This is a genomic window from Paenibacillus albidus (assembly GCF_014644435.1).
Classification (GTDB): Bacteria; Bacillota; Bacilli; order Paenibacillales; family Paenibacillaceae; genus Paenibacillus_AQ; species Paenibacillus_AQ albidus.
In genome coordinates, this window is record NZ_BMKR01000023.1 from 1 (window position 1) to 23,604 (window position 23,604).

The following is a 23,604-nucleotide window of genomic DNA, read 5'->3' on the forward strand; positions in this document are numbered from 1 at the left end:
ATCAAGCTCGTTGTTAGCGGCGATTATCTCGTCACCAGCAACTCTTATAATATATCATGTTCGGCCGATTAATGCAAGCTCTTTTTTTAATTTCTTTCTGAGCTTCAACTTGGTGTCTCGCGGCCAGAAATATAATATATCATGGATCGACATACTATTGCAAGCATTTTTTAAAAGATAATTGTATATAAAAAAGCAATGCTCCACCACTATTAATGTTCCTCCATCTATACCGGCTGGAGCATTGCCTTTACGAAGATCACCCGCCTATTACTAAGCAATGATCTCCTGTATGTAAAGCTCACGCTCTACAGCAAGGTTAACAATGCTTCCTTCAATTTGAACCATGGGCCGGGTAAGATTACTGCGATCGGTAAAGATAATTTCTCCATGCCGTCCGTCACTTAAACGTATCCGTGTACCATTATAGAGTTCGGTCGTCTTTTGAATGAAGACTTGTACAATAACAGGGTCCAGCTTCCCAAAGCTCTCTGTCAGAATCTGCTCCAGCACCAGATAAGGGGACTGGGCTTCCCTATATGCCCTTTTTAATGTCATGGCATGAAATATATCTGCTACTGCCACAATCTTGGCATAGTCATGAATCTGACTGCCTTCCAGCCGCAACGGGTATCCGGTGCCGTCGATCTTCTCATGGTGCTGCAGAGCCGCAAGCCTTACCCCCTCATTAATGGCAGTAACGTTGCGCAAAAGCTGGTAGCCATAAGTGGTATGTCTGCGTACTTCCTCTATTTCCTCACTACTCAGAGACTCCGGTTTTTGCAGAAGAGAGATGTCCACCTTAACGTTTCCTATATCATGGAGCAGCCCGGCAAATGCAGCCTGCATCCAATCCTTTTGCGGATAACCACACCACTGGGCGATTTTATAGGAGGTTAAAGCAGACAATACTGCATTGTGATAATTGTAGTCGATATCATGGATTGTACGTGGAGCAAACTTAAGCACATGATAATCTTTAAGGTGGCTAATCAGTATTTCCAACTGGCTGCGCAGTTCAAGGATAGGCAGCGGGGCGGCAGCCACAGAGCGGTAGCTTTTTTTTATAAGCATCAGCATTTTTTCATACTCATCATGAAGTGAAGAATTGCTTTTGGCCAGCAGAGATTCGTTAATAATGGTTCCTGGCTTGTGAGCAATTGCCCCGGCTGTGGCCACTGCTTTGGGAGGCTCGGGTGTCTTCCCTTCAACCTCACTGCCCTCAATTTCTACTTGTTGTACTAAAAAAGCTTGCAGGATTTCCAGATCCCGCGGCAATATTACTTTTCCTTTACTGAATAAAGTGCCACCCAACGGAGTGATCACGTCTTTGATTATTTTGGATCCCGGTTTCAGTTCTCCAACCGCTATGCTTGGCATATGCTCAGCCCCTTTATTTCTATAACACCAGGCCCTACGAGCCCTTCTCTACTAGTAATAGTGTGATTACATTATGTCCCTAATTATAGTATGGATAGATGCAGGCAACCAGTATGGAAATAGCTATATTTACAAAAAAGAGCGAAAGTTTCTATGTATAAGAAACTTTCGCTCCAGTAATGGTGATTCTATTCCAAATTGTCCTCTTCACTGCCGTCACCTGGCTCAGACGGGTCCACCGCATCTGATGGTTCTGCGGAATCGGTTATAATTTGTCCCTCGACGCCTTCTTCATGCTCCGATAGTTCATCGTCTTCCTCATTCTTATCGGCTCTGCAAAGGGTTGCGACTGCATCATCCTCGCGGATATTAATCAATTTCACACCTTGCGCATAACGGCCCATTGTAGAAATTCCGTCCATGCTGGTACGGATCAGTGTACCGCTGGTTGTGATAATCATCAAGTCCTCATCGTTCTTAACAACCTTCAGACCAACAACAGGACCATTCTTCTCCGTAAGGTTGATCGTCTTGATCCCTTTACCGCCCCGGGTCTGGGAACGATAATCGCTGGCCGGTGTCCGTTTACCGTAACCTTTGGTGGTTACAATTAGGACTTCGAGTTCCTGATCGACACAGTCCATTCCGATAACATGGTCATCTTCATCCAGTGTAATACCCTTGACACCGGTCGCACTGCGGCCCATTGAACGTACATCATTTTCGGAGAACGTAATGGACATACCACGTGCAGTACCCATGATCAGCTTTTGTTGACCGTCCGTCAGCTTAACCTCGATCAGCGAGTCTTCTTCACGAAGATTGATGGCAATCAGACCGCCCTTGCGGATATTATTGTAATCCTCAAGCGGCGTCTTCTTCACGATACCTTCACGGGTAGCAAAGAACAGGTACTTATCGCTGTCAGCTTCTTCTACCTGAATCACCGCACTGATCTTCTCACCCTGTTCAATCTGAATCAGGTTAATGATTGGTGTTCCACGGGCAGTACGTCCAAGCTCAGGAATCTCATAGGCCTTGATCCGATAAACCTTGCCTTTATCGGTGAAGAACATCAGGTAGTTGTGGGAGTTACTTACAAAGAGATGCTCCACGAAATCCTGGTCCTTCGTATCCATACCCATTACGCCGCGTCCCCCCCGCTTCTGGCTGCGGTAGGTGCTAACCGGCAAACGTTTGATGTAACCTGTATGGGTGACGGTAATGACGACCTCTTCACGTGGAATAAGGTCCTCATCCAATATGCTTTCTTCTCCGACAGTAATTTCTGTCCGCCGGTCATCCGCATATTTATCACGAATTTCTTGCAGCTCACTGCCGATAATCTCCAGGACCAGATGCTCATTGGCCAGAATCTCCAGATACTCGGCAATCTTAGCCAGCAGTTCATTATATTCGTTCTCAATCTTTTCCCGTTCCAGACCGGTAAGACGCTGCATCCGCATGTCGAGAATGGCCTGTGCCTGTTCGAGGCTCAGGGTAAAGGTGGTCATTAAACCTTCACGGGCAATATCCGTAGTACGTGAAGCACGGATCAGAGCAATAACTGCATCCAAATTATCCAATGCTATCCGAAGACCTTCCAGAATATGCGCACGTGCCTGTGCCTTCTTCAAATCAAACTCAGTCCGGCGGCGAATAACTTCAATCTGGTGCTGCAAATAATGATAAAGCACATCGCGCAGATTCAGAATCTTCGGCTCATTGTTTACAATAGCCAGCATGTTGATACCGAACGTCGATTGCATGGAAGTGTGTTTGTACAGATTGTTCAGTACAACGCTAGGATTAACATCTCTTCTCATTTCAACTACGACACGCATGCCGTTCCGGTCCGATTCATCGCGAAGATCTGTAATTCCTTCTATCCGTTTCTCACGGACCAATTCCGCTATCTTTTCTACTAATCTTGCTTTATTCACCTGATATGGCAGCTCATGCACAATAATACGTGCTTTGCCATTGTTCTCTTCGATTATTGCTTTGGCACGCATCGTTACCGAGCCGCGGCCTGTCCGGTAAGCCTGACGAATTCCCTCACGGCCCAAAATATAACCTGCTGTAGGAAAATCCGGCCCTTGGATATATTCCATTAACTCCATAGGTGTGATATCAGGGTTCTTGATCATTGCCTGTACACCATCAATTACTTCACCCAGATTGTGCGGAGGAATATTGGTAGCCATACCTACAGCAATACCTGAGACACCATTAACCAGCAAGTTGGGATAACGCGCCGGCAATACTACAGGCTCATGCTCTTCACCATCATAGTTGGGTGCAAAATCAACGGTCTCTTTATTCAGATCACGAAGCATTTCTCCGGCGATCTTGGACAGACGTGCTTCGGTATACCGCATCGCTGCCGCCATATCTCCGTCAATCGATCCAAAGTTACCATGACCATCAATCAGCATATAGCGCATGGAGAAGTCCTGGGCCATCCGTACCATCGTCTCATATACGGCAGAGTCACCGTGAGGGTGATACTTACCGATTACTTCGCCGACGATTCTCGCTGATTTCTTGTGGGGTTTATCCGAGAACATTCCAAGTTCCGACATTGCAAACAAAATGCGTCGGTGTACCGGCTTCAATCCATCCCGCACATCCGGCAAAGCCCGGCTAACAATGATGCTCATCGCGTAATCCATAAAGGACTCACGCATTTCCACACCAATGTCCCGATCTTTGATTTGCGGGTTATTTTGTTCAGCCATGAGTTGCTGGACCTCCTTCAGTTAAAAAACCGCTACCCTTTATTATATTACTTTCACAAAAGTAGCACAATTAAACATCCTTCATAAGTTGAACTTTAGAAGAGGACGGTGTTTGGCACCAGGTAACCCTCACAAGTCCACTTTATAGCCTTTTATTCTGGAATACTGATTTCTTTTACTCATATAAGGATAGATGCCCTTTCCGCAAAAGCCATCAGTACATAGACTGTAAAAGACATGAAAAAGGGCAATTCCACCCTCTTTTCGTTAAGGTAAACGCAGGTCCCATATCCTTATATTATACCATTCTTTAAGTAACTTGTCCTAACATTTCAGTACCCAAGAAAATGGAACAAAAGATATGAGGAGGAAGATGATGAGGATTCAACGGGTCTCCAGCAAATGGGCTAAAACCGAGGTTATCCTGCAGAGCAGGTCACTCTCCCTCTACATTCCTGATACCCGCAAATACAGTTTCGATACACTTAAGGAGCTGCTCGGGTTATATTCAATGGTCTACATTAAGCCTGACCGCGGTACTTATGGCAGCGGCGTCATGAGAGCTGAACAAAGAACCGTAAACCTCCGCCCCAGCCTTCATCCCGGAAGCGAGGAACATACCACCGACACTAGCGGTGGTGTTGAAGAAGCGATAGAAGAGCAGGTTATCTATATTTTGAGATACGGCAAAGGTGCAGAGGTCTTCACTACCCCTGAGCTGCTTCATGAAGCACTGCTGCAACGCATTCAGAATCGGGTCTATTTGATTCAGAAAGGAATTGATCTGCTGCAACATAAAAAACGGCCGTTTGACCTGCGGGTATTGACCCAGAAAACTCCTGCCGGTACATGGGAGACCACCGGGATGCTGGGGCGGGTAGCCGCTCCGCGGAAAATTATCACCAATTATCATAGCGGGGGCAGCATTTATACAGTCAGAACATTATTTAAAGAACATATGAATCCTGCTGAAGCCGCTGCCGCCATCAACCACTTAAGAGTCCTGGGCGTTCAAATCGCCAGACAGCTCGAAACCGCCTATCCCCGTATCAAAGAAATTGGTCTTGATGTTGCGCTAGATCATCATCATAACTTATGGCTGCTTGAGGTAAATACATTGCCGGCCATTGTCGTGTTCAACATATTCCGCGATAAGTCCATCTACCGCAGAATTCACCGGTACGCAACAGCCTATGGGCGTTTAAAAGCCACCAAAATTTCTGCATTCCCTTACCGCCGCAAACAAAAACAAAAGCAAAAAAGCCGTGCGTGTAAATAAAAAACCACCGGCTTCCCATCCTGTCAGGAAGAGAAACCGGAGGTATATTTGAATATCAGCTTTGGCTTAACGCCGTAATGCACTATCTTAAATATCAAGGTTTTTGACAGATGTAGCATGCTCCTGAATAAATTCGCGCCGGGGTTCAACATTATCGCCCATCAGCGTATCAAAAATACTGTCGGCCAGCATTGCATCTTCAATTGTCACCTGCAGCATGGTACGGGTCTCAGGATCCATGGTTGTATCCCAGAGCTGTTCTGCATTCATCTCGCCCAGACCTTTGTAACGTTGGACATTGACCTTTACATTCTCCCCGAAGGTAGCGATAATCTCATCGCGTTCCTTCTCCGAACCGGCATACCGGATCACCTTGTTGCGTTCAATCTTGAACAGCGGCGGCTGAGCGATATAGATATAGCCGGCATCCACCAGTTTCCGCATGTAACGGTAGAAGAAGGTGAGCAGCAAAGTTCTAATGTGCGCACCGTCAACGTCGGCATCGGTCATAATCACAACTTTGTGGTAACGGGCTTTGGTCAGGTCAAAATCATCGCTGATGCCTGTTCCCAAAGCCGTGATAATTGCCCGGATTTCAGCATTGGACAAAATGCGGTCCAGACGCGCCTTCTCTACATTCAGGATCTTACCGCGGAGCGGCAGAATGGCCTGGAAATGACGGTCCCGGCCCTGTTTGGCCGATCCACCGGCAGAGTCGCCTTCGACAATGTACAGCTCACTGATCGAAGCGTCCTTGGAGGAGCAGTCAGCCAATTTACCCGGCAGGGCGCTTACTTCCAAGGCGCTCTTGCGGCGGGTCAGCTCACGTGCTTTGCGGGCTGCCTCACGAGCCCGTGAAGCTTGCAGTGATTTCTCCAGCACACGGCGGGACACGGCAGGATTCTCTTCCAGGAATTCCTGCAGCTTCTCTCCAAAGAGCGATTCGACAATCCCGCGCACCTCACTGTTGCCCAGTTTGGTCTTGGTTTGGCCTTCAAACTGCGGCTCCGGGATTTTGACGGAGATAATCGCTGTCAAGCCTTCCCGGACATCGTCACCTGTCAGGTTCGAATTGCTGTCCTTAATAACACCGGACTTACGGGCATAATCGTTGATGATGCGAGTCAGAGCGCTTTTGAAACCCGATTCGTGGGTACCGCCCTCATGGGTATTGATATTATTGGCAAAAGAATAAATATTCTCTGTATATGAATCATTATACTGGAGTGCTACCTCAACCTGGATCATATCCCGTGAACCTTCCACGTAGATAGGATCTTCATGCAGCGCTTCTTTTTTCTCGTTGAGATATTTAACGTATTCCACAATACCGCCATCATATTTGAACGAGTTGGAGACACCTGTACGTTCATCAGTCAGCGAAAGCTCAATGCCTTTATTCAGGAAAGCCAGTTCCCGAATACGGGTAAGCAGCGTCGAATATTCAAAAACCGTTGTTTCTGTGAAGATTTCAGGGTCGGGATGAAAAGTAGTCGTTGTACCGGTCTCATCCGTGTCCCCAACAATCTTGATGTCATACTGCGGCGCACCGCGTTTGTATTCCTGCTGATGGATATGGCCCTCACGTTTGACAACAACGACCACTTTCTCGGACAGGGCGTTTACTACAGATATACCAACCCCGTGCAGACCCCCTGATACTTTATATCCGCCGCCGCCGAACTTACCGCCTGCATGCAGTACTGTCATGACAACCTCAAGCGTAGATTTCTTCAGCTTTACGTTCTCCCCTACCGGGATACCGCGTCCATTATCAATAACGGTCACACTGTTGTCCTCATGAATAATCACTTGAATCTTGTCGCAATAACCGGCGAGCGCCTCATCGATACTGTTGTCTACGACCTCCCACACCAAATGATGCAGACCTTTGGCACTTGTGGAGCCAATATACATGCCCGGACGTTTGCGGACCGCCTCTAGGCCTTCCAGAACCTGAATCTGGCTCTCATCATATGTCGGTTGATTCATTGACATGCCTTCACCTACTTCTTTCTGATTATCTCTTTGTAACAAGTAATCTTATATCTCTAACAAGATTTTGGCTCTTTTTTTGAGAGTGGAGGAGGAGATAGGGGAGTAATACACGATATTCTTTGTTACCACAATGGACTTCGCTTCCTCTTCACCAATCCGCTCCAGTTTCTTGTTCAACTGGGACTGAACCACGAACTGCTTCGATACCTTGGAAGATTTCTCAATCGAAATATCAAATATAGCGATCAACTCTGAAGACCTTATGATCTTTTCCCCGCCCAAATGAATATACACGCTTCTTCCTCCGCTCCTTATAACTCCACTTTTCCATCACGAACATGATATAGGCTTGCGCCTTTTAATTTATCGGCATTCAGACCTTCAATGCCGGTAGCGGTAATGAACGTCTGTACCTTGCTTTGAAAGGTTTCGATAAGCTGAGTCTGGCGGTAAGGGTCCAGTTCGGACAGGACATCATCAAGAAGCAGCACAGGATACTCACCAATTTCTTCATGGATTAGCTCGATTTCCGCCAGCTTGAGCGATAAGGCTGTCGTCCGCTGCTGTCCCTGAGAACCATAGACCTGGGCTTCTCTTCCGTTGATAAAAAAGGACAGGTCATCCCGATGGGGGCCCGTCAGCGTCATGCCACGCCTGATTTCCTGTTCTCTCGTTTGTGATAACTTTAACATAAAATTGTCTAATAAGACAGCTTCATCTTCCTCGTCTCTATCACCAAAAGAAGGAACATAGAGCAATTTAAGCTCTTCTCCACCGTTCGTAATCCCCTTATGGATGCTTTCAGCCCAAATTTGCAGCTTCTTTATGAATTCTTTCCTTTTTTTGACGATTTTAACACCATGCTCTACAAGTTGGATATCCCATATCTCCAGCAGCTCTCTTCCGGCAGCCTCTTTACCCCACAGCTGTTTGAGGAGATTGCCTCTTTGGAGCAGTACCTTTTGGTATTGCTGCAGATGGAACAGGTAGCTGGGCTGCACTTGGCCAATCTCCATGTCGAGGAACCGGCGCCTGATTCCCGGAGTACCTTTGACAATCTCCAGATCCTCGGGAGCAAACATCACCACATTGAGTGACCCGACAAATTCGCTTAACCGCCGCTGCTCCAGGCCGTTAATCTTAGCCTTTTTGCCCTGGGCCGACAGGTTCAGCTCCAGCTTCAGGTCACCGTATTTACGCTGTACCTCGGCATGAATCTGGGCAGAGCCCGCCGGCGCGTCGAACGAAATGAGCTCGCGGTCTTTGGAGGTGCGGTGACTTTTGGTCATCGCAAGAACGAACAAGGCCTCCATGAGGTTTGTTTTACCTTGGGCGTTCTGACCCAGAATCAGATTGACATCCCCCAGGCTCTCCAGACGCAGCAGCCCATAATTGCGATAATGCTGCAGACCGATATTTTTAACAAACACGAAAGGGTTCCTCCTAGGATAAAAAGGTCATCGTCAAACTTTTATTTTATTATATTCTAACAAAAAAAGCGATTCTGCGAACCGCTTTTTCCCTGAGAGATCTTTTTCAATTCATGTTGTCCGGCTCCGGACCTCTGCTACTCTTTGACTCCGCCGCCTTCTACCTCAAAGACACCTTCGTCTTTCACTTCGACTTGGTCCCCCGGATACAACTTGCGGCCCCGGCGTTCTTCCATTTCCCCATTGACAAGAACATGTCCCTCTTGGAGCAGTGCCTTGGCCATTCCTCCTGTGGATACACAATCCGACAGCTTTAAGAACTGGTCCAGTTTAATATATCCACTGTGGATAAGTATTTTTTTCATCGTTTTTATCCTTCCCACCACTTATCCACAGGCGTGAACAGCGGCATTAATTGGTTGTGCGGTAAGGCAAAATAACATACATGCTATGACTGTCATCAAGCGGTCTCAGAATGATCGGACTCATCATTCCTGTAAAAGCAATGACAAGCTGCTCACTTTCTACAACCTTCAGTACATCCAGCATATATTTGGAGTTGAACGAAATCTTTAGCGGTTCCCCATTGAAATCAATCACTTCCAGCTCCTCGCGAACCTTGCCCAGCTCCGAGGAGCTGGATGAGATTTCAATACCGCCATTCTCCAGCGTTTGCATGCGGACGATATTTGTTTTCTCTTCCCGGGACAGCAAATAAGCACGGTCGATCGATTCGCTCAGCTTTTTAGTGTCCAAAGTTAGTTCTGTTTTGTAGGCTGTCGGAATAATCCTAGAAGTATCCGGATAAATTCCATCCAGAATCCGCGAATAAAACAGCACTTTGTCAATTTTGAAAAGCACCTGATTATCGGCAACGACAATATCCACCAGCATATTTTGATCCGGGATAATTTTACTGAGTTCATTAAGCGTCTTGCCTGCGATTACAACATTGGCGAATTGAACGCTTTCTGTGCCTTCCAGCTGGGCAGCTCTCGTAGCCAGCCGGTGGCGGTCCGTTGCTGTAAATTTGAACTCATTGTCATTCAAGTTCCACAGAACACCTGTAAGAATCGGGGTTGTTTCTTGGGTGGAGATGGAGAAAGCGGTTTGTTTGATCATATTTTTCAGCAAATCACCTGGAAGTGAAATCGTATCATTCTCTTCAATACTTGGCAGAACCGGGAATTCTTCGGGATCAAGACCGACGATCTGAATCTCGGTGGCCCCGGAGGAGATGTAGGTTTGAAAGCCCTCTTTTACTTCCATGTGAATTTCTTTGGAGGGAAGCTTCTTGATGATCTCGACGAAAAATTTGGCCGGAAGCACAACACTCCCTGGCTGCTCCACTTTCACGATGGTATGGCTGTCATTCTCTGCAGGAATAAACGACTGAATAGAAATGTCGGTATCACTTGCAGTCAGAGTTACCCCTTGGTGACTGACCTCGAATTTGATACCTGTCAGAATAGGGATCGTCGTTCTGCTGGATATAGCCTTGGATACGTGTCCGATGGATTCGTTCAGTTCATTTTTAAGAATGCTAATTTTCATGATTTCACTCCTAGCTGAAAATTGGGAAATTGCGATGCGTGTAAGGTTATTCAGATGTGCTCTTAGATGATGAATTATTATATATATTTATTAGTATTAGTAGTAGGGGCGTCTGATATGTGGATAACTCTGCTGAACAGCATAAAATTAAGCCTATTCACATGTGTATAGATTGTGTATAGGCTCTTTGTTCCTCTTAAGAAGGATTTTTAATTTTCTCCGCTAGATTATTTACCACTTTATACAACTCCTGATCGACCTTTAATGACTGTGTTATTTTCTCATGGGCATGGATAACGGTTGTATGGTCACGTCCCCCGAAGGCCTCTCCGATCTTGGGGAGCGAATAGTCTGTTAATTCACGGGATAGATACATGGCGATCTGACGCGGAAATGCTACCGCTTTGGTACGTTTGCGCGCTTTGAAGTCTTCGAGGCGCAGATTATAGTATTCGCCTACCTTTTGCTGAATATCCCCGATCGTGATCATCTTCGGCCGGCTGGAAGGGATAATATCCTTCAGAGCTTCAGCGGCCAGATGGGTTGTTACATCCTGATTGGTCAATGAGGAGTAGGCTACCACCCGGATCAGTGCTCCCTCCAGCTCACGAATGTTCGTATCGATCTGATTGGCAATGTACATCATGGCTTCGTTGGGAATATCCAGATTCTCTGCCTTGGCTTTCTTGCGCAGAATGGCAATCCGTGTCTCCAAGTCAGGGGGTTGGATATCCGTAATCAAGCCCCATTCAAACCGGGAACGCAGCCGTTCCTCAAGGGTGGGAATTTCCTTCGGCGGACGGTCACTGGAGATGATAATCTGCTTGCGTTCTTCGTGCAGTGCATTGAACGTATGAAAAAATTCCTCCTGCGTGGACTCTTTGCCAGCCAGGAATTGAATGTCGTCAATCAGCAAAATGTCAACGTTACGATACTTGTTGCGAAAGCTTTCCCCGCGGTTGTCGCGGATCGAGTTGATAAATTCATTGGTGAATTTCTCGGACGAGATGTAGATAACCTTGTTATTGGGATTATGCTCAAGAACATAGTGGCCAATGGCGTGCATCAAGTGGGTCTTGCCAAGCCCAACTCCGCCATACAGGAACAAGGGATTGTATGCTTTGGCAGGTGCTTCGGCCACAGCCAGCGAGGCTGCATGCGCAAAACGGTTGCCGGAACCGATCACGAAGGTGTCGAAGGTGTACTTGGGATTGAGCAAATGCGTCTGGGCTTCTTCACGCGATACCACGGGAGTAGGCGGAGACTGCTGGACTACAAGCTCTGGGGGCTTGTTCTCTTCAATCACAAATTTGACGTCAACCTGTTGTCCGGTGACCTCGTAAACCGTAGCTCCCACCAGTTTGGTGTAACGACTTTCCAGCCATTCTACTGCAAACGTTGTAGGTGCCGAGATGATAAGGACCTGGGAGTTGAAGGTTGTTGCCTTGGTAGCCTTAAACCAGGTATCAAAGCTCGGCTTGCTTAGTTTGGTTTGAATAATCGATAAAATTTGCTGCCATAATTCGGAAGTATGGCTGTCCACAGACTGTCACTCCTTTAAATCTTCCAAATGTGGCATCAGCCATGAAGTGGAAATGTCGAAGAAAATAAGTTGCTGCTGATATTTATCCCCAATGTACAAGAGGCATAGACAAAAAAATATGGATAAATTTGAATTGTTCACAACTTTATCCACAGCTTGTTGATAATATAGAGAACAAACAAATCTATTCACATTCAAAAGTAATACCATCATAGCAAAACTACCCCTGTTTTTCAATGAGCCGCGCTATTTTATCCACAAATTCAAGCACTTGTGTATAATATTTAAGAACACCACTACATATTGTTGATAATTTGTTTATGCTTCGACATTTTACAACAAGCTTTCGATAATTTTATACACAGGTTGTGCTCAGCTGCGAGAACTCGACTTCTTTTTTTAATAACAGGTGGATAACTGTAGAATCCTGTGGATTACTTTTTGGAAGAGCGGAGTTGTGGATAAATCCATGGATAGGGGAGATTGAACATCTGGATACTGCTGTTGACTTTTAATCAGATAATGTGTTTTAATATATAAAGGTGTTTTCTGTGAGGATATGTCTCCAAATTAAAATGATTATACTTGTAGATACTGTCCCTACTTTAAGAACGGCTTAGTCCGTTTCTGCTTATATGACAGTAATTGAGATCCTGTAAGGGAGGTGCAACAATGAGACCGACGTTCAGACCGAATGTGAGCAAGCGTAAGAAAGTGCATGGTTTCCGTACAAGAATGAGCACGAAAAACGGCCGTAAAGTGCTGGCAGCCCGCCGCCTTAAAGGCAGAAAAAAATTGAGTGCGTAAGTAAAGGCCACTTAGGACCACTACGGTGGTCTTTTTTAAAATCAAAAATAGACGAAGAAGCCGATTCTTCTTAACTGTATTTATAATTTCCATGGGGCTCTGCAGAGGTTTAGGATCACGCTTAGATGCGTTGGCTACACTTTGCGGGGCTTATTTTATGCATGCTCCTGTAAATGTCTCCTATATATATGTAAGAACTCGTATCGGGGGCAGCTGTTTATGGCGGGCATCCAATGACTATACTATTAGAAGAAAAAATTTTCGGAGCTCCTTACGGAGCCGGATTTTTTAATGAGGAGATTGTCAGTGCGCAAAAGTCTACGTTTACGAAACCGTGCCGACTTCAGCCGCGTATATCGCCATGGGAAGTCCTTTGCGAATCATCAGTTTGTGGTGTATTGGTTCAGCAAAAAAGAGGTAGAGCGGTTCCGGCTTGGCGTGTCGGTCAGCAAGAAGGTTGGGAATGCCGTGGTCCGCAACCGGATGAGGAGAGTGGTAAAGGAGATTGTCCGTCATCATGAATCCGAAATTGCAAGCGGACTGGATATGGTGTTTATCGTAAGAAAAGGAGCACTTGCTATGGAATATGCGGAGCTGGAGAAAAGTGTGCTCCATGTGCTGCGCAAAGCCAAGCTGCTCAAGGCTTCCCGCAAATAAGAGAGGCCGAAGAGGCTTGTTTATTTGTCTCCATAATTATGGTATGATTTACGGTGGAATGGAATGTTCAAGAAAGGGGTTTTGAAGTGTCTCTAATGAAGACTAGACGAGGAAAATGGTTTCTCCTCATCGCTGTAATGGTGTTGTCGTTAGCTGTTTTGTCGGGATGCTCTCCGTCGGCTACAGTAACGCATACCACGGAGGATTTAAAGAATGGGGGCTTTTGGCAGAGTAATGTCGTCTTTTATTTTGCTACTGCTCTGGATACCTTTGCCAAATGGTTTAATGGACAATATGGGCTAGCCGTACTTGTGATGGTTATCATTGTCCGCACGCTGATCCTGCCGCTCACCATGAAGCAGGTAAAGAGCTCGCGCGCGATGCAGGCCATTCAACCGGAGCTCCAAAAGATCCAGAAAAAATATAAAGATACACCGGAAAAGGTTCAGCAGGAAACCATGCGCCTGTTCCAGGAGAACAAGGTTAACCCGATGGCGGGCTGTCTGCCGCTGATTGTGCAAATGCCAATTTTTATCGCCCTTTACAACTCTATTTATTATAATCCTCAGTTGAGAGAACATACTTTCCTGTGGCTTCAGTTAGGTGAACCGGATAAACTGTTTATCCTGCCTGTACTAGCTGCATTGACAACGTTCATTCAAACCAAGATGATGACCAAGATGAATCCGGTCCAGCAGCAAGGGCCGATGCAATTCATGATGATGGTCTATCCGGTTCTGATCTTTGTAATGTCTTACAACTTCCCGGCTGCATTGCCTCTGTACTGGGTATACAGCAATATTTACACGATTGTTCAGAACTACTTCTTATACCGCAATAACGATTCCACCAAATTGGCTGTCGCTGGTGCCGGTACAAGCAAGGATGTCAATCTTGTGAAGAGCAAAGATGTCACTCCTGCAGCGAAAGGCAATGGCGGCAAGGCATCGAAGGGGGCCAAAAAGTCAAAATGAGCAAAGTCGTCGCGACAGGGAAAACCATTGAAGATGCTGTAGAATGGGGACTTACCCAACTTGGAGTAAAGAGAGACCGGGTAACGGTCGACGTACTTGAACAGCCATCAAGAGGATTCCTGGGATTGATCGGTGCGAAAAGCGCCAAGGTAGAATTAACCTTGATTGCCGAAATCGCACCGGCTTCAGCGGCGAGTGCTCCGTCAGTGCCTGAGCAGTCAACAAGAGAGAGCAAACACGAGGCTATCGGCGGCGTACCACGCCAAGATTCCGGACCCCCGGTGGAGGATGCTTACCAAGAAGCCGTTCATTTCATTGTGGATGTTGCCAAGAGCATGGGGCTCGAGGTAGAAGTAGACATCGTCCACACCAAGGAATCAACTATTCTGCAAATATCGGGTCCGGATCTGGGACTGCTGATCGGCAGAAGAGGACAAACTCTCGATGCTTTGCAATATTTGGCCAATATCGTAGCCAACCGGTATTCCGACAGCTTTATCCGGCTTGTGCTGGATGCGGAGAATTTCCGGGAACGCCGGAAGAAGACACTCGAGGAACTGGCCGACCGATTAGCCGGACGCGTCATCCGCACGCGCAAAGAGGTCGTTCTGGAGCCGATGTCTCCGCAGGAACGGAAGATCATTCATTCCCGGCTGCAGGATCACAAGCAGGTGGACACACTCAGTAAAGGCGAGGAACCCAATCGCCGTGTTGTTATAACTTTGAAGCATTGACTATATGCCGCAATGACTCCTTGACCAATGAAAGGGGTCATTGTTTTTTTACAATACAAAGCAGGATACCTGAATAGTTGGCTCACTTACACTATACCCAACTATTTTTGTGCAGAAACGATTTTTTTCTTCCATATAGAGCAGATAGGATGAGGTGAAGGGACAACATGCTTAGCGATACAATTGCTGCCGTATCAACGGCATTAGGCGAGGGAGGAATCGCGATTATCCGAGTAAGCGGACCGGAGGCAATCACTCAGGTGGCACCGTTATTCCGCAGCCGGGTATCGCTGACAGACGCACCTACCCATACCGTACACTACGGGCATATCATCAGCCTGGGAGACGGAGAGGTTATGGAAGAGGTGCTTGTCACCGTGATGAGAGGGCCACGTTCTTTTACCACAGAAGATGTAGTGGAGATCAGTACGCATGGCGGAGTCATTTCGGTAAGAAGAGTAATGGACGTATTACTGCAGCAGGATATTCGATTGGCGGAACCCGGTGAATTCACCAAACGGGCCTTTTTGGGCGGACGTATTGACCTATCCCAGGCTGAAGCCGTTATTGATCTTATCCGCTCCAAGTCGGACCGGGCCTTTTCGGTAGCTTTGAAGCAGGTAAGCGGATCTTTGTCGGAGCGTATCCATGCTTTGCGTCATACGCTTATTGAGACCTTGGCGCACATTGAAGTGAATATCGACTATCCTGAGCATGATGTGGAAGCACTGACTGCCGAATTTATAAAAGATAAAAGCACTGAAGTTATGGAAGGCATCAACAAGCTGCTCAAGACAGCGAATGAAGGAAAGATTCTCCGGGAAGGGATCACGACCGCGATTATCGGGCGCCCGAATGTCGGCAAATCGTCATTGCTCAATGCGCTTGCACGCAATAATAAAGCTATTGTAACCGATATTCCCGGAACAACACGGGATGTTATAGAAGAGTACGTGACCATTAACAATATACCGCTGAAGCTGCTGGACACAGCCGGAATTCGTGAAACGATGGATGTTGTGGAGCGGATTGGGGTGGAGAGATCCAAGGCAGCAGTGATGGATGCAGATCTTATTTTACTGGTATTGAATGCAAATGAAGAATTAAATGAAGACGAATTGGCATTGATGGAACAAATCCACGGTAGACAATGTTTATGTATCATGAATAAAATGGACTTACCGTCCAAATTGGACCGGGAGCAGCTGTTGTCTTTTTTTGACGAATCCAGCATTGTACCGATGTCTGTTCGGGAAGAGGAAGGTCTGGATCATTTGGAAGAGGCCATTTCGACACTCTTTTTCGGTGGGAAACTGGAGTCGGGTGACTTGACATATGTTAGTAATGTAAGGCATATTGCCTTACTCAAGAAAGCCTACCGGTCACTGCAGGATGCTTATGAGGCAGCGGATCAATTCATTCCTATTGATATGATTCAAATTGATGTACGTCTGGCTTGGGAGCAGCTTGGAGAGATTATTGGGGATACGGCTGCAGATTCGCTGTTGGATCAAATTTTCTCGCAATTTTGTTTAGGTAAATAACCTGCCGGGAAGTGAGCTTGAGAAGGCTATCAGGCTCACCTAAGCAGGATGATATATATTTATAGGAGGTTAGAGACATGAGTTATAATGGAGGCCACTATGACGTTATCGTCATTGGTGCCGGTCATGCCGGCTGTGAAGCTGCGTTGGCATCAGCCCGGATGGGCTGCAGCACTTTGATGATCACAATTAACCTGGATATGGTGGCGTTCATGCCATGTAATCCTTCCATCGGCGGACCTGCAAAAGGGCATGTGGTACGGGAAATCGATGCGCTTGGCGGGGAAATGGGCCGGAATATAGATAAGACTTTTATTCAGCTGCGGATGCTGAATACCGGTAAAGGGCCTGCCGTTCACGCACTGCGTGCACAGGCAGATAAGTTCCTCTATCAGCATGCGATGAAAGAGACGATGGAGAAAACACCGAATCTTACACTCCGGCAAGGGATGGTAGAACGGTTAATCATCGAGGATGGCATCTGCACGGGTGTAATTACAAAGACTGGAACTGAATACCACAGCAAGACTGTTATTCTGACTACCGGCACTTACTTGCGCGGCAAGGTGATTATGGGTGAACTGACCTATGAAAGCGGCCCAAACAACCAACAGCCTTCCGTGAAGCTGTCTGAGCATTTGCGTGAGCTTGGCTTTGATCTTGTGCGCTTCAAGACAGGTACACCTCCGCGTGTGCATAAGGATACCATTGATTTCTCCAAGACTGAAATTCAACCGGGGGATGAGCAGCCCAAGTTCTTTTCTTTTGAAACCAAGGCTTCGACAAACGAACAGCTGCCTTGCTGGCTGACCTATACTTCGCCGGAGACTCATCAGATTATTAACGATAACCTGCATCGGGCTCCGATGTTTACAGGGATTATTGAAGGAACCGGCCCGCGCTACTGTCCTTCCATTGAAGATAAGGTAGTTCGATTCAGCGATAAGTCACAACATCAGATTTTCCTGGAGCCGGAAGGTAAAAACACATCGGAATACTATGTTCAAGGCCTATCTACCAGTCTTCCCGAGGATGTGCAGCTGGCAGTTCTCCGCTCCATTCCTGGAATGGAGAAAGTAGAGATGATGCGCAACGGGTATGCTATCGAATATGATGCGATGGTACCTACACAGCTATGGCCATCGCTTGAAACGAAACGTCTGCCCGGGCTATTCACCGCAGGACAAATTAATGGAACCTCGGGATATGAAGAAGCTGCGGGTCAAGGTGTAATGGCTGGAATTAATGCGGCACGCAAGGTGCAGGGGAAAGAGCCTGTCATCCTGGATCGTTCGCAAGGATACATTGGCGTTCTGATTGATGATCTGGTAACCAAAGGAACCAATGAGCCTTACCGCCTGCTGACTTCACGTGCGGAATACCGTCTGCTGCTCCGCCATGATAATGCTGACCTGCGTCTGACGCCTATCGGACATGAGATTGGATTGATCCCTGAGCTGCGTTATGAAGCTTTCCTGGATAAAAAAGGTCGCGTCGATCGCGAGATTGTACGTCTGAAAGAAACCAAGGTTAAGCCTGTTGATGTTAATGAAGTACTCGCTAAATTTGAATCTGCACCTATTGTAGATGGCAGCAATCTGCTGACGCTAATGCGCCGTCCTGAGGTGGATTACCGTCTAGTGGATGAAATATCGCCATCTCCTGAAGTTCTTGATGATGAAATGAAAGAACAGGTAGGTATACAAATTAAGTATGCCGGTTACATCGAGAAACAACTGCAGCATGTAGAACGGCTGCAAAAGATGGAGAAGAAGAAAATCCCCGATGATATCAACTATCACGAGATTCATGGATTGGCAATGGAAGCCCGGCAAAAGCTCAGTCAGATTGTACCGTTGTCCATTGGGCAAGCATCAAGAATCGCCGGGGTAACACCTGCGGATATTTCCATTCTGCTGGTCTATCTGGAGCATTATAACCGGGTGACGGCAGCGAGAGGATAATTATGGACAATACTTTGACGCTTTTCATCGCACGCTTGCAAGATAAGGGAATCAAGCTTGATCCGGAACAACTGGAGCAATTTGAGCTGTATTTCCGGGACCTGGTCTCCTGGAACGAAAAGATGAATCTTACGGGAATTACGGAGCGTGACCAAGTATATACCAAGCATTTTTATGATTCTATTTCTCTTGCTTTTTTCACAGATATCAATGAAGTGAAGAGTTTGGCGGATATAGGATCAGGAGCAGGATTCCCGGGAATCCCGCTTAAAATTTGTTTTCCACATTTGAAGCTCACCATAGTTGACTCGCTAAGCAAAAGAATCTCTTTTCTTCAGCATGTATGTACCACATTGAATTTAACAAATGTAGAGCTGATTCATGGGAGAGCAGAGGATATTGCCCGCCAGTTCAAGCATCGCGATGCCTACGATTTGGTTACGGCCCGGGCCGTAGCCAGACTGTCGCTGCTAAATGAATTTTGTCTGCCTTTTACGCGTAAAGACGGGATATTTGCAGCTATGAAAGGGAACGACCCTTCAGAGGAATTAAGTGAGGCAAAGAAAAGCTTCAAAGAATTACGTGCTGAATTGGAGAGGGTCGAATCGTTCAGCCTACCAGTCGAGGAGTCATCCCGGCACATTGTGCTGATACGTAAGACGGGGGCTACACCTGCCAAATATCCGCGCAAAGCGGGAATTCCTGCCAAAACACCGCTAGTCTAATGTTTCACGTGAAACAATACTAACTGCCTTAGATTTCCAAACAGGTGACTTCTTCAGAAGAGAAAGTCGCCTGTTTTTTTGTATATACATAAAACTAAGTAAGTCCACACAAATAGAGCAAATGAAATTTAAAAATTGCAGGAAAAATAGGTTCCTATGGAGAATAGGATTATGAGCAGAAAAGTGATAGAATAATATAGTAAAGTTCTGCTTCTTGAATGCCATCATTCTAGAAAAACTTTGTTCATTGTTGTACGATAGCTTAGCTTAAGCTTAAGAAGGATCGTACTATTACGAAATTAGGTGGTTATGAACGGAATGAAAGAACAATTCACCAAGCTTTTTGGATTTACCGAGCGGAGCAGCGGAGAAGAAATCAAACAGATCCCGGTTCATGAGGTCATCAGCAGTCCCTATCAACCACGGACGATATTTGATGACGATAAGATAGATGAGCTTTGCCAGACTATCAAAACTCATGGAGTTATCCAACCCATTGTTGTACGCATGCGCGACTCCATATATGAGATTATTGCGGGTGAGCGTCGATGGCGCGCGGTGAAAAAGTTGGGTATGGCAACAATTCCGGCCATTATTCGAGAACTGAATGATTCACAAGCAGCCTCGATTGCATTAATTGAGAATCTGCAACGTGAAGGGCTCACTTCTATTGAAGAAGCTATCGCTTATCAGAAATTGATCGATCTTCATCAATTGACTCAAGAAAGCTTGGCACAGCGACTCGGTAAAAGCCAATCCACTATCGCCAATAAAATTCGTTTGCTGCATTTACCGGAAGAGGTCAAGACCGCTCTTATGGAACGGCAAATTACTGAACGCCATGCACGTTCTCTGTTGTCTTTGGATAGTGTAGAGATGCAGTTGAAGGTTCTGGCTGAGATTATTACCAAAGGCTTGAATGTGAAGCAGACGGAAGCACGAATTGCTTTTTATAAAGAGGTCAACAAAACCAAAAAGTCAAAGCGGGTTTCCTATACCAAGGATGTTCGTCTGGCTCTGAATACAATTCGCCAATCTATTGATATGGTTTCAGGCTCAGGAATGGAGATCACAACATCGGAGAATGACCGTGGTGACCATTACGAAATTGTTATCCAGATTCCCAAAAGATAAGTTCTTTCAAAGCTGCAGGCGGCCCTGAGGTGATTGGCCGCCTTTTGTGCGGCTTAACCCGGTTCATACCAACCAGATAAATAAGTAGAAAATCTGCAATTATTGCTTATCTATTTCCCGCAGAAGTGTTGCCGTCCCATTGGGCGGCGCTGCCTTTTCTACTTGCGACCTACAGATGATTCTTCCTAACTATTCGAGGTGAAATAAGTGTCCAAGATTATTGCCATAGCAAATCAAAAAGGCGGTGTCGGTAAGACAACAACCTCTGTGAACCTGGGTGCCAGCATGGCTACTTTAGGGAAAAGAGTGCTGCTTGTCGATATCGATCCACAAGGCAACACTACAAGCGGCGTTGGCATCAACAAAGCAGATGTAGCAAATTGCATATATGATATTCTTATTAATGAAGTTGAGCCCCAGGAAACGATCCTGGAGACACGTATCGAAGGCCTGCACATTATTCCTGCAACCATTCAATTAGCAGGTGCGGAGATTGAGCTGGTTTCCACGATTTCCAGAGAGCTGAAGCTGAAAAAGGCCCTGAATGCCGTCAAAGGTAATTATGATTATATCATCATTGATTGTCCGCCATCCTTGGGAATATTGACAATAAATTCCTTGACCGCTGCCGATTCAGTTATTATTCCGATCCAGTGTGAGTACTACGCGCTGGAGGGATTGAGCCAGCTGCTTAACACGGTACGACTCGTCCAAAAAAACCTCAACCCTCATTTGCAGATTGAAGGGGTGCTTTTGACGATGCTGGATGCCCGGACTAATCTGGGTATTCAGGTCATCGAAGAGGTTAAGAAATATTTCCAGGAAAAAGTATACAGAACAATCATTCCACGCAATGTGCGTTTGAGTGAGGCGCCATCACATGGGCAATCCATTATTACTTATGATTCCCGTTCCAAAGGGGCAGAAGTATATCTAGAGTTGGCAAAGGAAGTGATTTCTTATGAGTAAGCGGTTGGGTAAAGGGTTGGATGCGCTGATTCCATCCTTGTCGATCAATGAAGACGATAAGGTGGTGGAAATCCCCTTAGGTCAGCTCCGTGCTAATCCCTATCAACCCCGTAAAGATTTCAACGAAGAGGCTATCCAGGAACTGGCCGAGTCAATTCGTCAGCATGGAGTCATTCAACCTATTATTGTGCGCAGTGTACTTAAAGGGTATGAGATTATTGCTGGGGAACGGCGGTTCCGTGCATCCCAATTTTGCGGCAAAGCAACCATTCCGGCGGTAGTCCGTAGCCTCAGTGATCAACAGGTAATGGAGATTGCCTTGATTGAGAACTTGCAGCGTGAGAATCTGAATGCAATGGAAATCGCGGTGGCTTACCAAGGATTGATGGATCAGTTCTCGCTTACTCAAGAGGAGTTATCTCTGAAGGTAGGGAAATCCAGATCTCATATCGCTAACTTTTTACGGTTGCTCTCTTTGCCGGAAGAAGTGAAGGAATATGTTTCACGTGGAACAATTTCGATGGGGCATGCACGCGCTATCGTGGCCCTGAAAGATCCGGAACTGGTGAAACAGCTTGCAGAGCAATGTGTGGAGCAACAGTGGAGTGTTAGAGAGTTAGAAGAGACGGTCAAAAACCTGGACCGTAAGCCTGTAAACGGAATTAAGGCGAAAGTAGTGAAACGGGACCCCTATATTGATAATGTTGAAGAAACACTGCGGGAACGTTTCAAAACAACCGTAAGAATTAAACAAGGTAAAGAAAAGGGCAAAATTGAATTGAATTACTACAGTACCCAAGACCTTGAACGATTGCTGGAGTTACTGGGGAACTGAAGGATATAAACGACTGATAGCATATCCTGAACTATCCTCTGAGGGATAAGGAGGGGTATGCTTTTTTGTGAGTACTCGTTTTAATGAGGGCTTATTTTAAATGTGTGACATCCTGCTATTGTGGAACAATAAGAAAAGGTGGAGATCGTCGCGTGAACAGAAACAAAGAGGAAGTTGTTTATCTGGATCATGCTGCAACCTCATGGCCTAAGCCTCCGGAGGTGGCGGATGCGATGCTGAGTGTTTTACAACACTCAGGGGCTAATGCCGGAAGAGGGACTCATTCCATGGCGATGGGGTCAGGCCGCATATTGGTGAAAACCCGCAGTCTATTGGCTGATTTGTTTGGTGTTGCCAATGCGCAGGATATTGTCTTTACGCATAATACAACGATGGGTTTGAATATGGCGATCCGTGGGGTCCTGCAGGCAGGGGATCATGTGATATCGACAATGACTGAACATAACTCGGTGCGCAGACCTCTTGAATACTTGCGCAGGACTATCGGGATTGGTGTGGATTATCTGCAGGTGGATGAGGAAGGTCAGATCAATCTGCGGGAATTAGAAGGTGCTTTTCGTCCTAATACCAAATTGGTTATCTGCAACCATAGCTCCAATCTGCTGGGAAGCATTCTTCCGGTTGGGGAGATTGGCGGAATCGTCAAGTCGCATAAGGCTGTCTATTTGGTGGATGCCGCCCAAAGCGCCGGTTCTCTGGATATTGATGTGAGTGCGATGGGGATTGATTTATTGGCTTTTCCGGGCCATAAGGGGCTTCTGGGTCCGCAGGGTACAGGGGGACTATATATTTCTCCCGAGCTGGAGCTGGAGCCGTTGATTCTGGGGGGGACGGGCAGTCAATCGGAAAATAGTGAGCAGCCTTCTGTCCGCCCGGACCGATACGAAGCCGGAACGCAAAACACTGTAGGGATAGCCGGCTTAATGGCAGGGGTTCAGAAGGTCAGGTCCATTGGGGTGAAGATGATCCATGAGCGCGAATGGGATTTAACCCAGACGATGATGGAAGGCTTGTCCGCTATACCGGGCCTGCGCCTTCTTGGTCCTGCCCCGGGAAACCCGCGAACGGGAATCGTATCCTTTGTTATTGAGGGTCAGGAGTCTGCCGGGGTTGCCCATCGTCTGGATCGTGAATATAATATTGCGGTTCGCTCCGGCATGCATTGTACGCCACTGGCACACAAGGCTGTAAATACTTTGGAGACAGGTGCTGTTCGGGCAAGTGTAGGTGTGGATACGACACGACAAGAAGTGGGTAAATTGCTGGCAGCTATCAAGGAAATGTACGGCAATACCCGCAGCAGATAAATTAAAAG

General features: G+C 46.5%; 20 protein-coding genes. 12 read left to right on the forward strand and 8 right to left on the reverse strand.

The window, feature by feature from the left end; all coding sequences use genetic code 11:
• Positions 1-273 precede the first annotated feature (273 nt).
• Both IEY53_RS22270 and gyrA read right to left on the reverse strand, forming a co-directional pair.
• On the reverse strand, positions 274-1,380 hold the full coding sequence (locus IEY53_RS22270) for an HD-GYP domain-containing protein (protein WP_189028926.1): 1,107 nt from the start codon (positions 1,378-1,380) through the stop codon (positions 274-276).
• A 188-nt stretch (positions 1,381-1,568) separates the two neighbouring features.
• A complete protein-coding gene (gene gyrA, locus IEY53_RS22275; protein WP_189028928.1) occupies positions 1,569-4,121 on the reverse strand; it encodes a DNA gyrase subunit A in 2,553 nt (850 codons plus the stop codon).
• A 376-nt stretch (positions 4,122-4,497) separates the two neighbouring features.
• On the opposite strand from gyrA, the gene IEY53_RS22280 reads away from it, so the two are divergent.
• Positions 4,498-5,400, forward strand: coding sequence for a YheC/YheD family protein (locus tag IEY53_RS22280; protein WP_189028930.1), 903 nt, complete (start codon positions 4,498-4,500; stop codon positions 5,398-5,400).
• Between the two features lie 87 nt (positions 5,401-5,487).
• On the opposite strand, the gene gyrB is transcribed toward IEY53_RS22280, so the two are convergent.
• From gyrB to dnaA, 6 genes are all read right to left on the reverse strand, one after another.
• Positions 5,488-7,398 (reverse strand): DNA topoisomerase (ATP-hydrolyzing) subunit B, encoded by a 1,911-nt coding sequence (gene gyrB / locus IEY53_RS22285; RefSeq protein ID WP_189028932.1) that lies wholly within the window; start codon positions 7,396-7,398, stop codon positions 5,488-5,490.
• A 45-nt stretch (positions 7,399-7,443) separates the two neighbouring features.
• On the reverse strand, positions 7,444-7,692 hold the full coding sequence (gene remB / locus IEY53_RS22290) for an extracellular matrix regulator RemB (RefSeq protein ID WP_189028934.1): 249 nt from the start codon (positions 7,690-7,692) through the stop codon (positions 7,444-7,446).
• Positions 7,693-7,709: 17 nt separating this feature from the next.
• Positions 7,710-8,828, reverse strand: a complete 1,119-nt coding sequence (gene recF, locus IEY53_RS22295) for a DNA replication/repair protein RecF (RefSeq protein WP_189028936.1) — start codon at positions 8,826-8,828, stop codon at positions 7,710-7,712.
• Positions 8,829-8,965: 137 nt separating this feature from the next.
• Positions 8,966-9,193, reverse strand: a complete 228-nt coding sequence (gene yaaA, locus IEY53_RS22300) for a S4 domain-containing protein YaaA (protein ID WP_189028938.1) — start codon at positions 9,191-9,193, stop codon at positions 8,966-8,968.
• A gap of 46 nt (positions 9,194-9,239) precedes the next feature.
• Positions 9,240-10,382, reverse strand: coding sequence for a DNA polymerase III subunit beta (gene dnaN, locus IEY53_RS22305; protein ID WP_189028940.1), 1,143 nt, complete (start codon positions 10,380-10,382; stop codon positions 9,240-9,242).
• Positions 10,383-10,578: 196 nt separating this feature from the next.
• A complete protein-coding gene (dnaA, locus tag IEY53_RS22310) occupies positions 10,579-11,925 on the reverse strand; it encodes a chromosomal replication initiator protein DnaA (protein WP_189028942.1) in 1,347 nt (448 codons plus the stop codon).
• A 672-nt stretch (positions 11,926-12,597) separates the two neighbouring features.
• On the opposite strand from dnaA, the gene rpmH reads away from it, so the two are divergent.
• The 11 genes from rpmH (at position 12,598) to IEY53_RS22365 (ending at position 23,596) form a co-directional block, all read left to right on the forward strand.
• Complete coding sequence (rpmH, locus tag IEY53_RS22315) at positions 12,598-12,732, forward strand: 50S ribosomal protein L34 (protein ID WP_087918963.1); 135 nt, start codon at positions 12,598-12,600, stop codon at positions 12,730-12,732.
• Positions 12,733-13,038: 306 nt separating this feature from the next.
• Positions 13,039-13,389, forward strand: a complete 351-nt coding sequence (gene rnpA / locus IEY53_RS22320; RefSeq protein WP_189028944.1) for a ribonuclease P protein component — start codon at positions 13,039-13,041, stop codon at positions 13,387-13,389.
• Positions 13,390-13,475: 86 nt separating this feature from the next.
• Positions 13,476-14,363 carry a YidC/Oxa1 family membrane protein insertase gene (locus tag IEY53_RS22325; RefSeq protein ID WP_189028946.1) on the forward strand — a complete coding sequence of 296 codons (888 nt, stop codon included), beginning with the start codon at positions 13,476-13,478 and terminating at the stop codon, positions 14,361-14,363.
• The gene (jag, locus tag IEY53_RS22330; protein ID WP_189028948.1) at positions 14,360-15,097 is read left to right on the forward strand and encodes an RNA-binding cell elongation regulator Jag/EloR; all 738 of its coding nucleotides are present in this window, start codon (positions 14,360-14,362) and stop codon (positions 15,095-15,097) included. Before IEY53_RS22325 ends, jag begins: the two co-directional genes overlap by 4 nt.
• Positions 15,098-15,264: 167 nt before the next feature.
• Positions 15,265-16,641: a tRNA uridine-5-carboxymethylaminomethyl(34) synthesis GTPase MnmE gene (gene mnmE, locus IEY53_RS22335; protein WP_189028950.1), complete on the forward strand. Its 1,377-nt coding sequence runs from the start codon at positions 15,265-15,267 to the stop codon at positions 16,639-16,641.
• A 77-nt stretch (positions 16,642-16,718) separates the two neighbouring features.
• Positions 16,719-18,605, forward strand: coding sequence for a tRNA uridine-5-carboxymethylaminomethyl(34) synthesis enzyme MnmG (gene mnmG, locus IEY53_RS22340; protein ID WP_189028952.1), 1,887 nt, complete (start codon positions 16,719-16,721; stop codon positions 18,603-18,605).
• Positions 18,606-18,607: 2 nt separating this feature from the next.
• Complete coding sequence (rsmG, locus tag IEY53_RS22345) at positions 18,608-19,330, forward strand: 16S rRNA (guanine(527)-N(7))-methyltransferase RsmG (RefSeq protein ID WP_189028954.1); 723 nt, start codon at positions 18,608-18,610, stop codon at positions 19,328-19,330.
• A gap of 318 nt (positions 19,331-19,648) precedes the next feature.
• Positions 19,649-20,464: a nucleoid occlusion protein gene (noc, locus tag IEY53_RS22350; RefSeq protein ID WP_189028956.1), complete on the forward strand. Its 816-nt coding sequence runs from the start codon at positions 19,649-19,651 to the stop codon at positions 20,462-20,464.
• Between the two features lie 207 nt (positions 20,465-20,671).
• A complete protein-coding gene (locus tag IEY53_RS22355) occupies positions 20,672-21,433 on the forward strand; it encodes a ParA family protein (RefSeq protein WP_189028958.1) in 762 nt (253 codons plus the stop codon).
• Positions 21,426-22,268, forward strand: coding sequence for a ParB/RepB/Spo0J family partition protein (locus IEY53_RS22360; protein WP_189028960.1), 843 nt, complete (start codon positions 21,426-21,428; stop codon positions 22,266-22,268). The genes IEY53_RS22355 and IEY53_RS22360 overlap by 8 nt, the downstream gene beginning before the upstream one ends.
• A gap of 152 nt (positions 22,269-22,420) precedes the next feature.
• Positions 22,421-23,596, forward strand: coding sequence for an aminotransferase class V-fold PLP-dependent enzyme (locus IEY53_RS22365; protein WP_229696292.1), 1,176 nt, complete (start codon positions 22,421-22,423; stop codon positions 23,594-23,596).
• Positions 23,597-23,604: the final 8 nt, after the last annotated feature.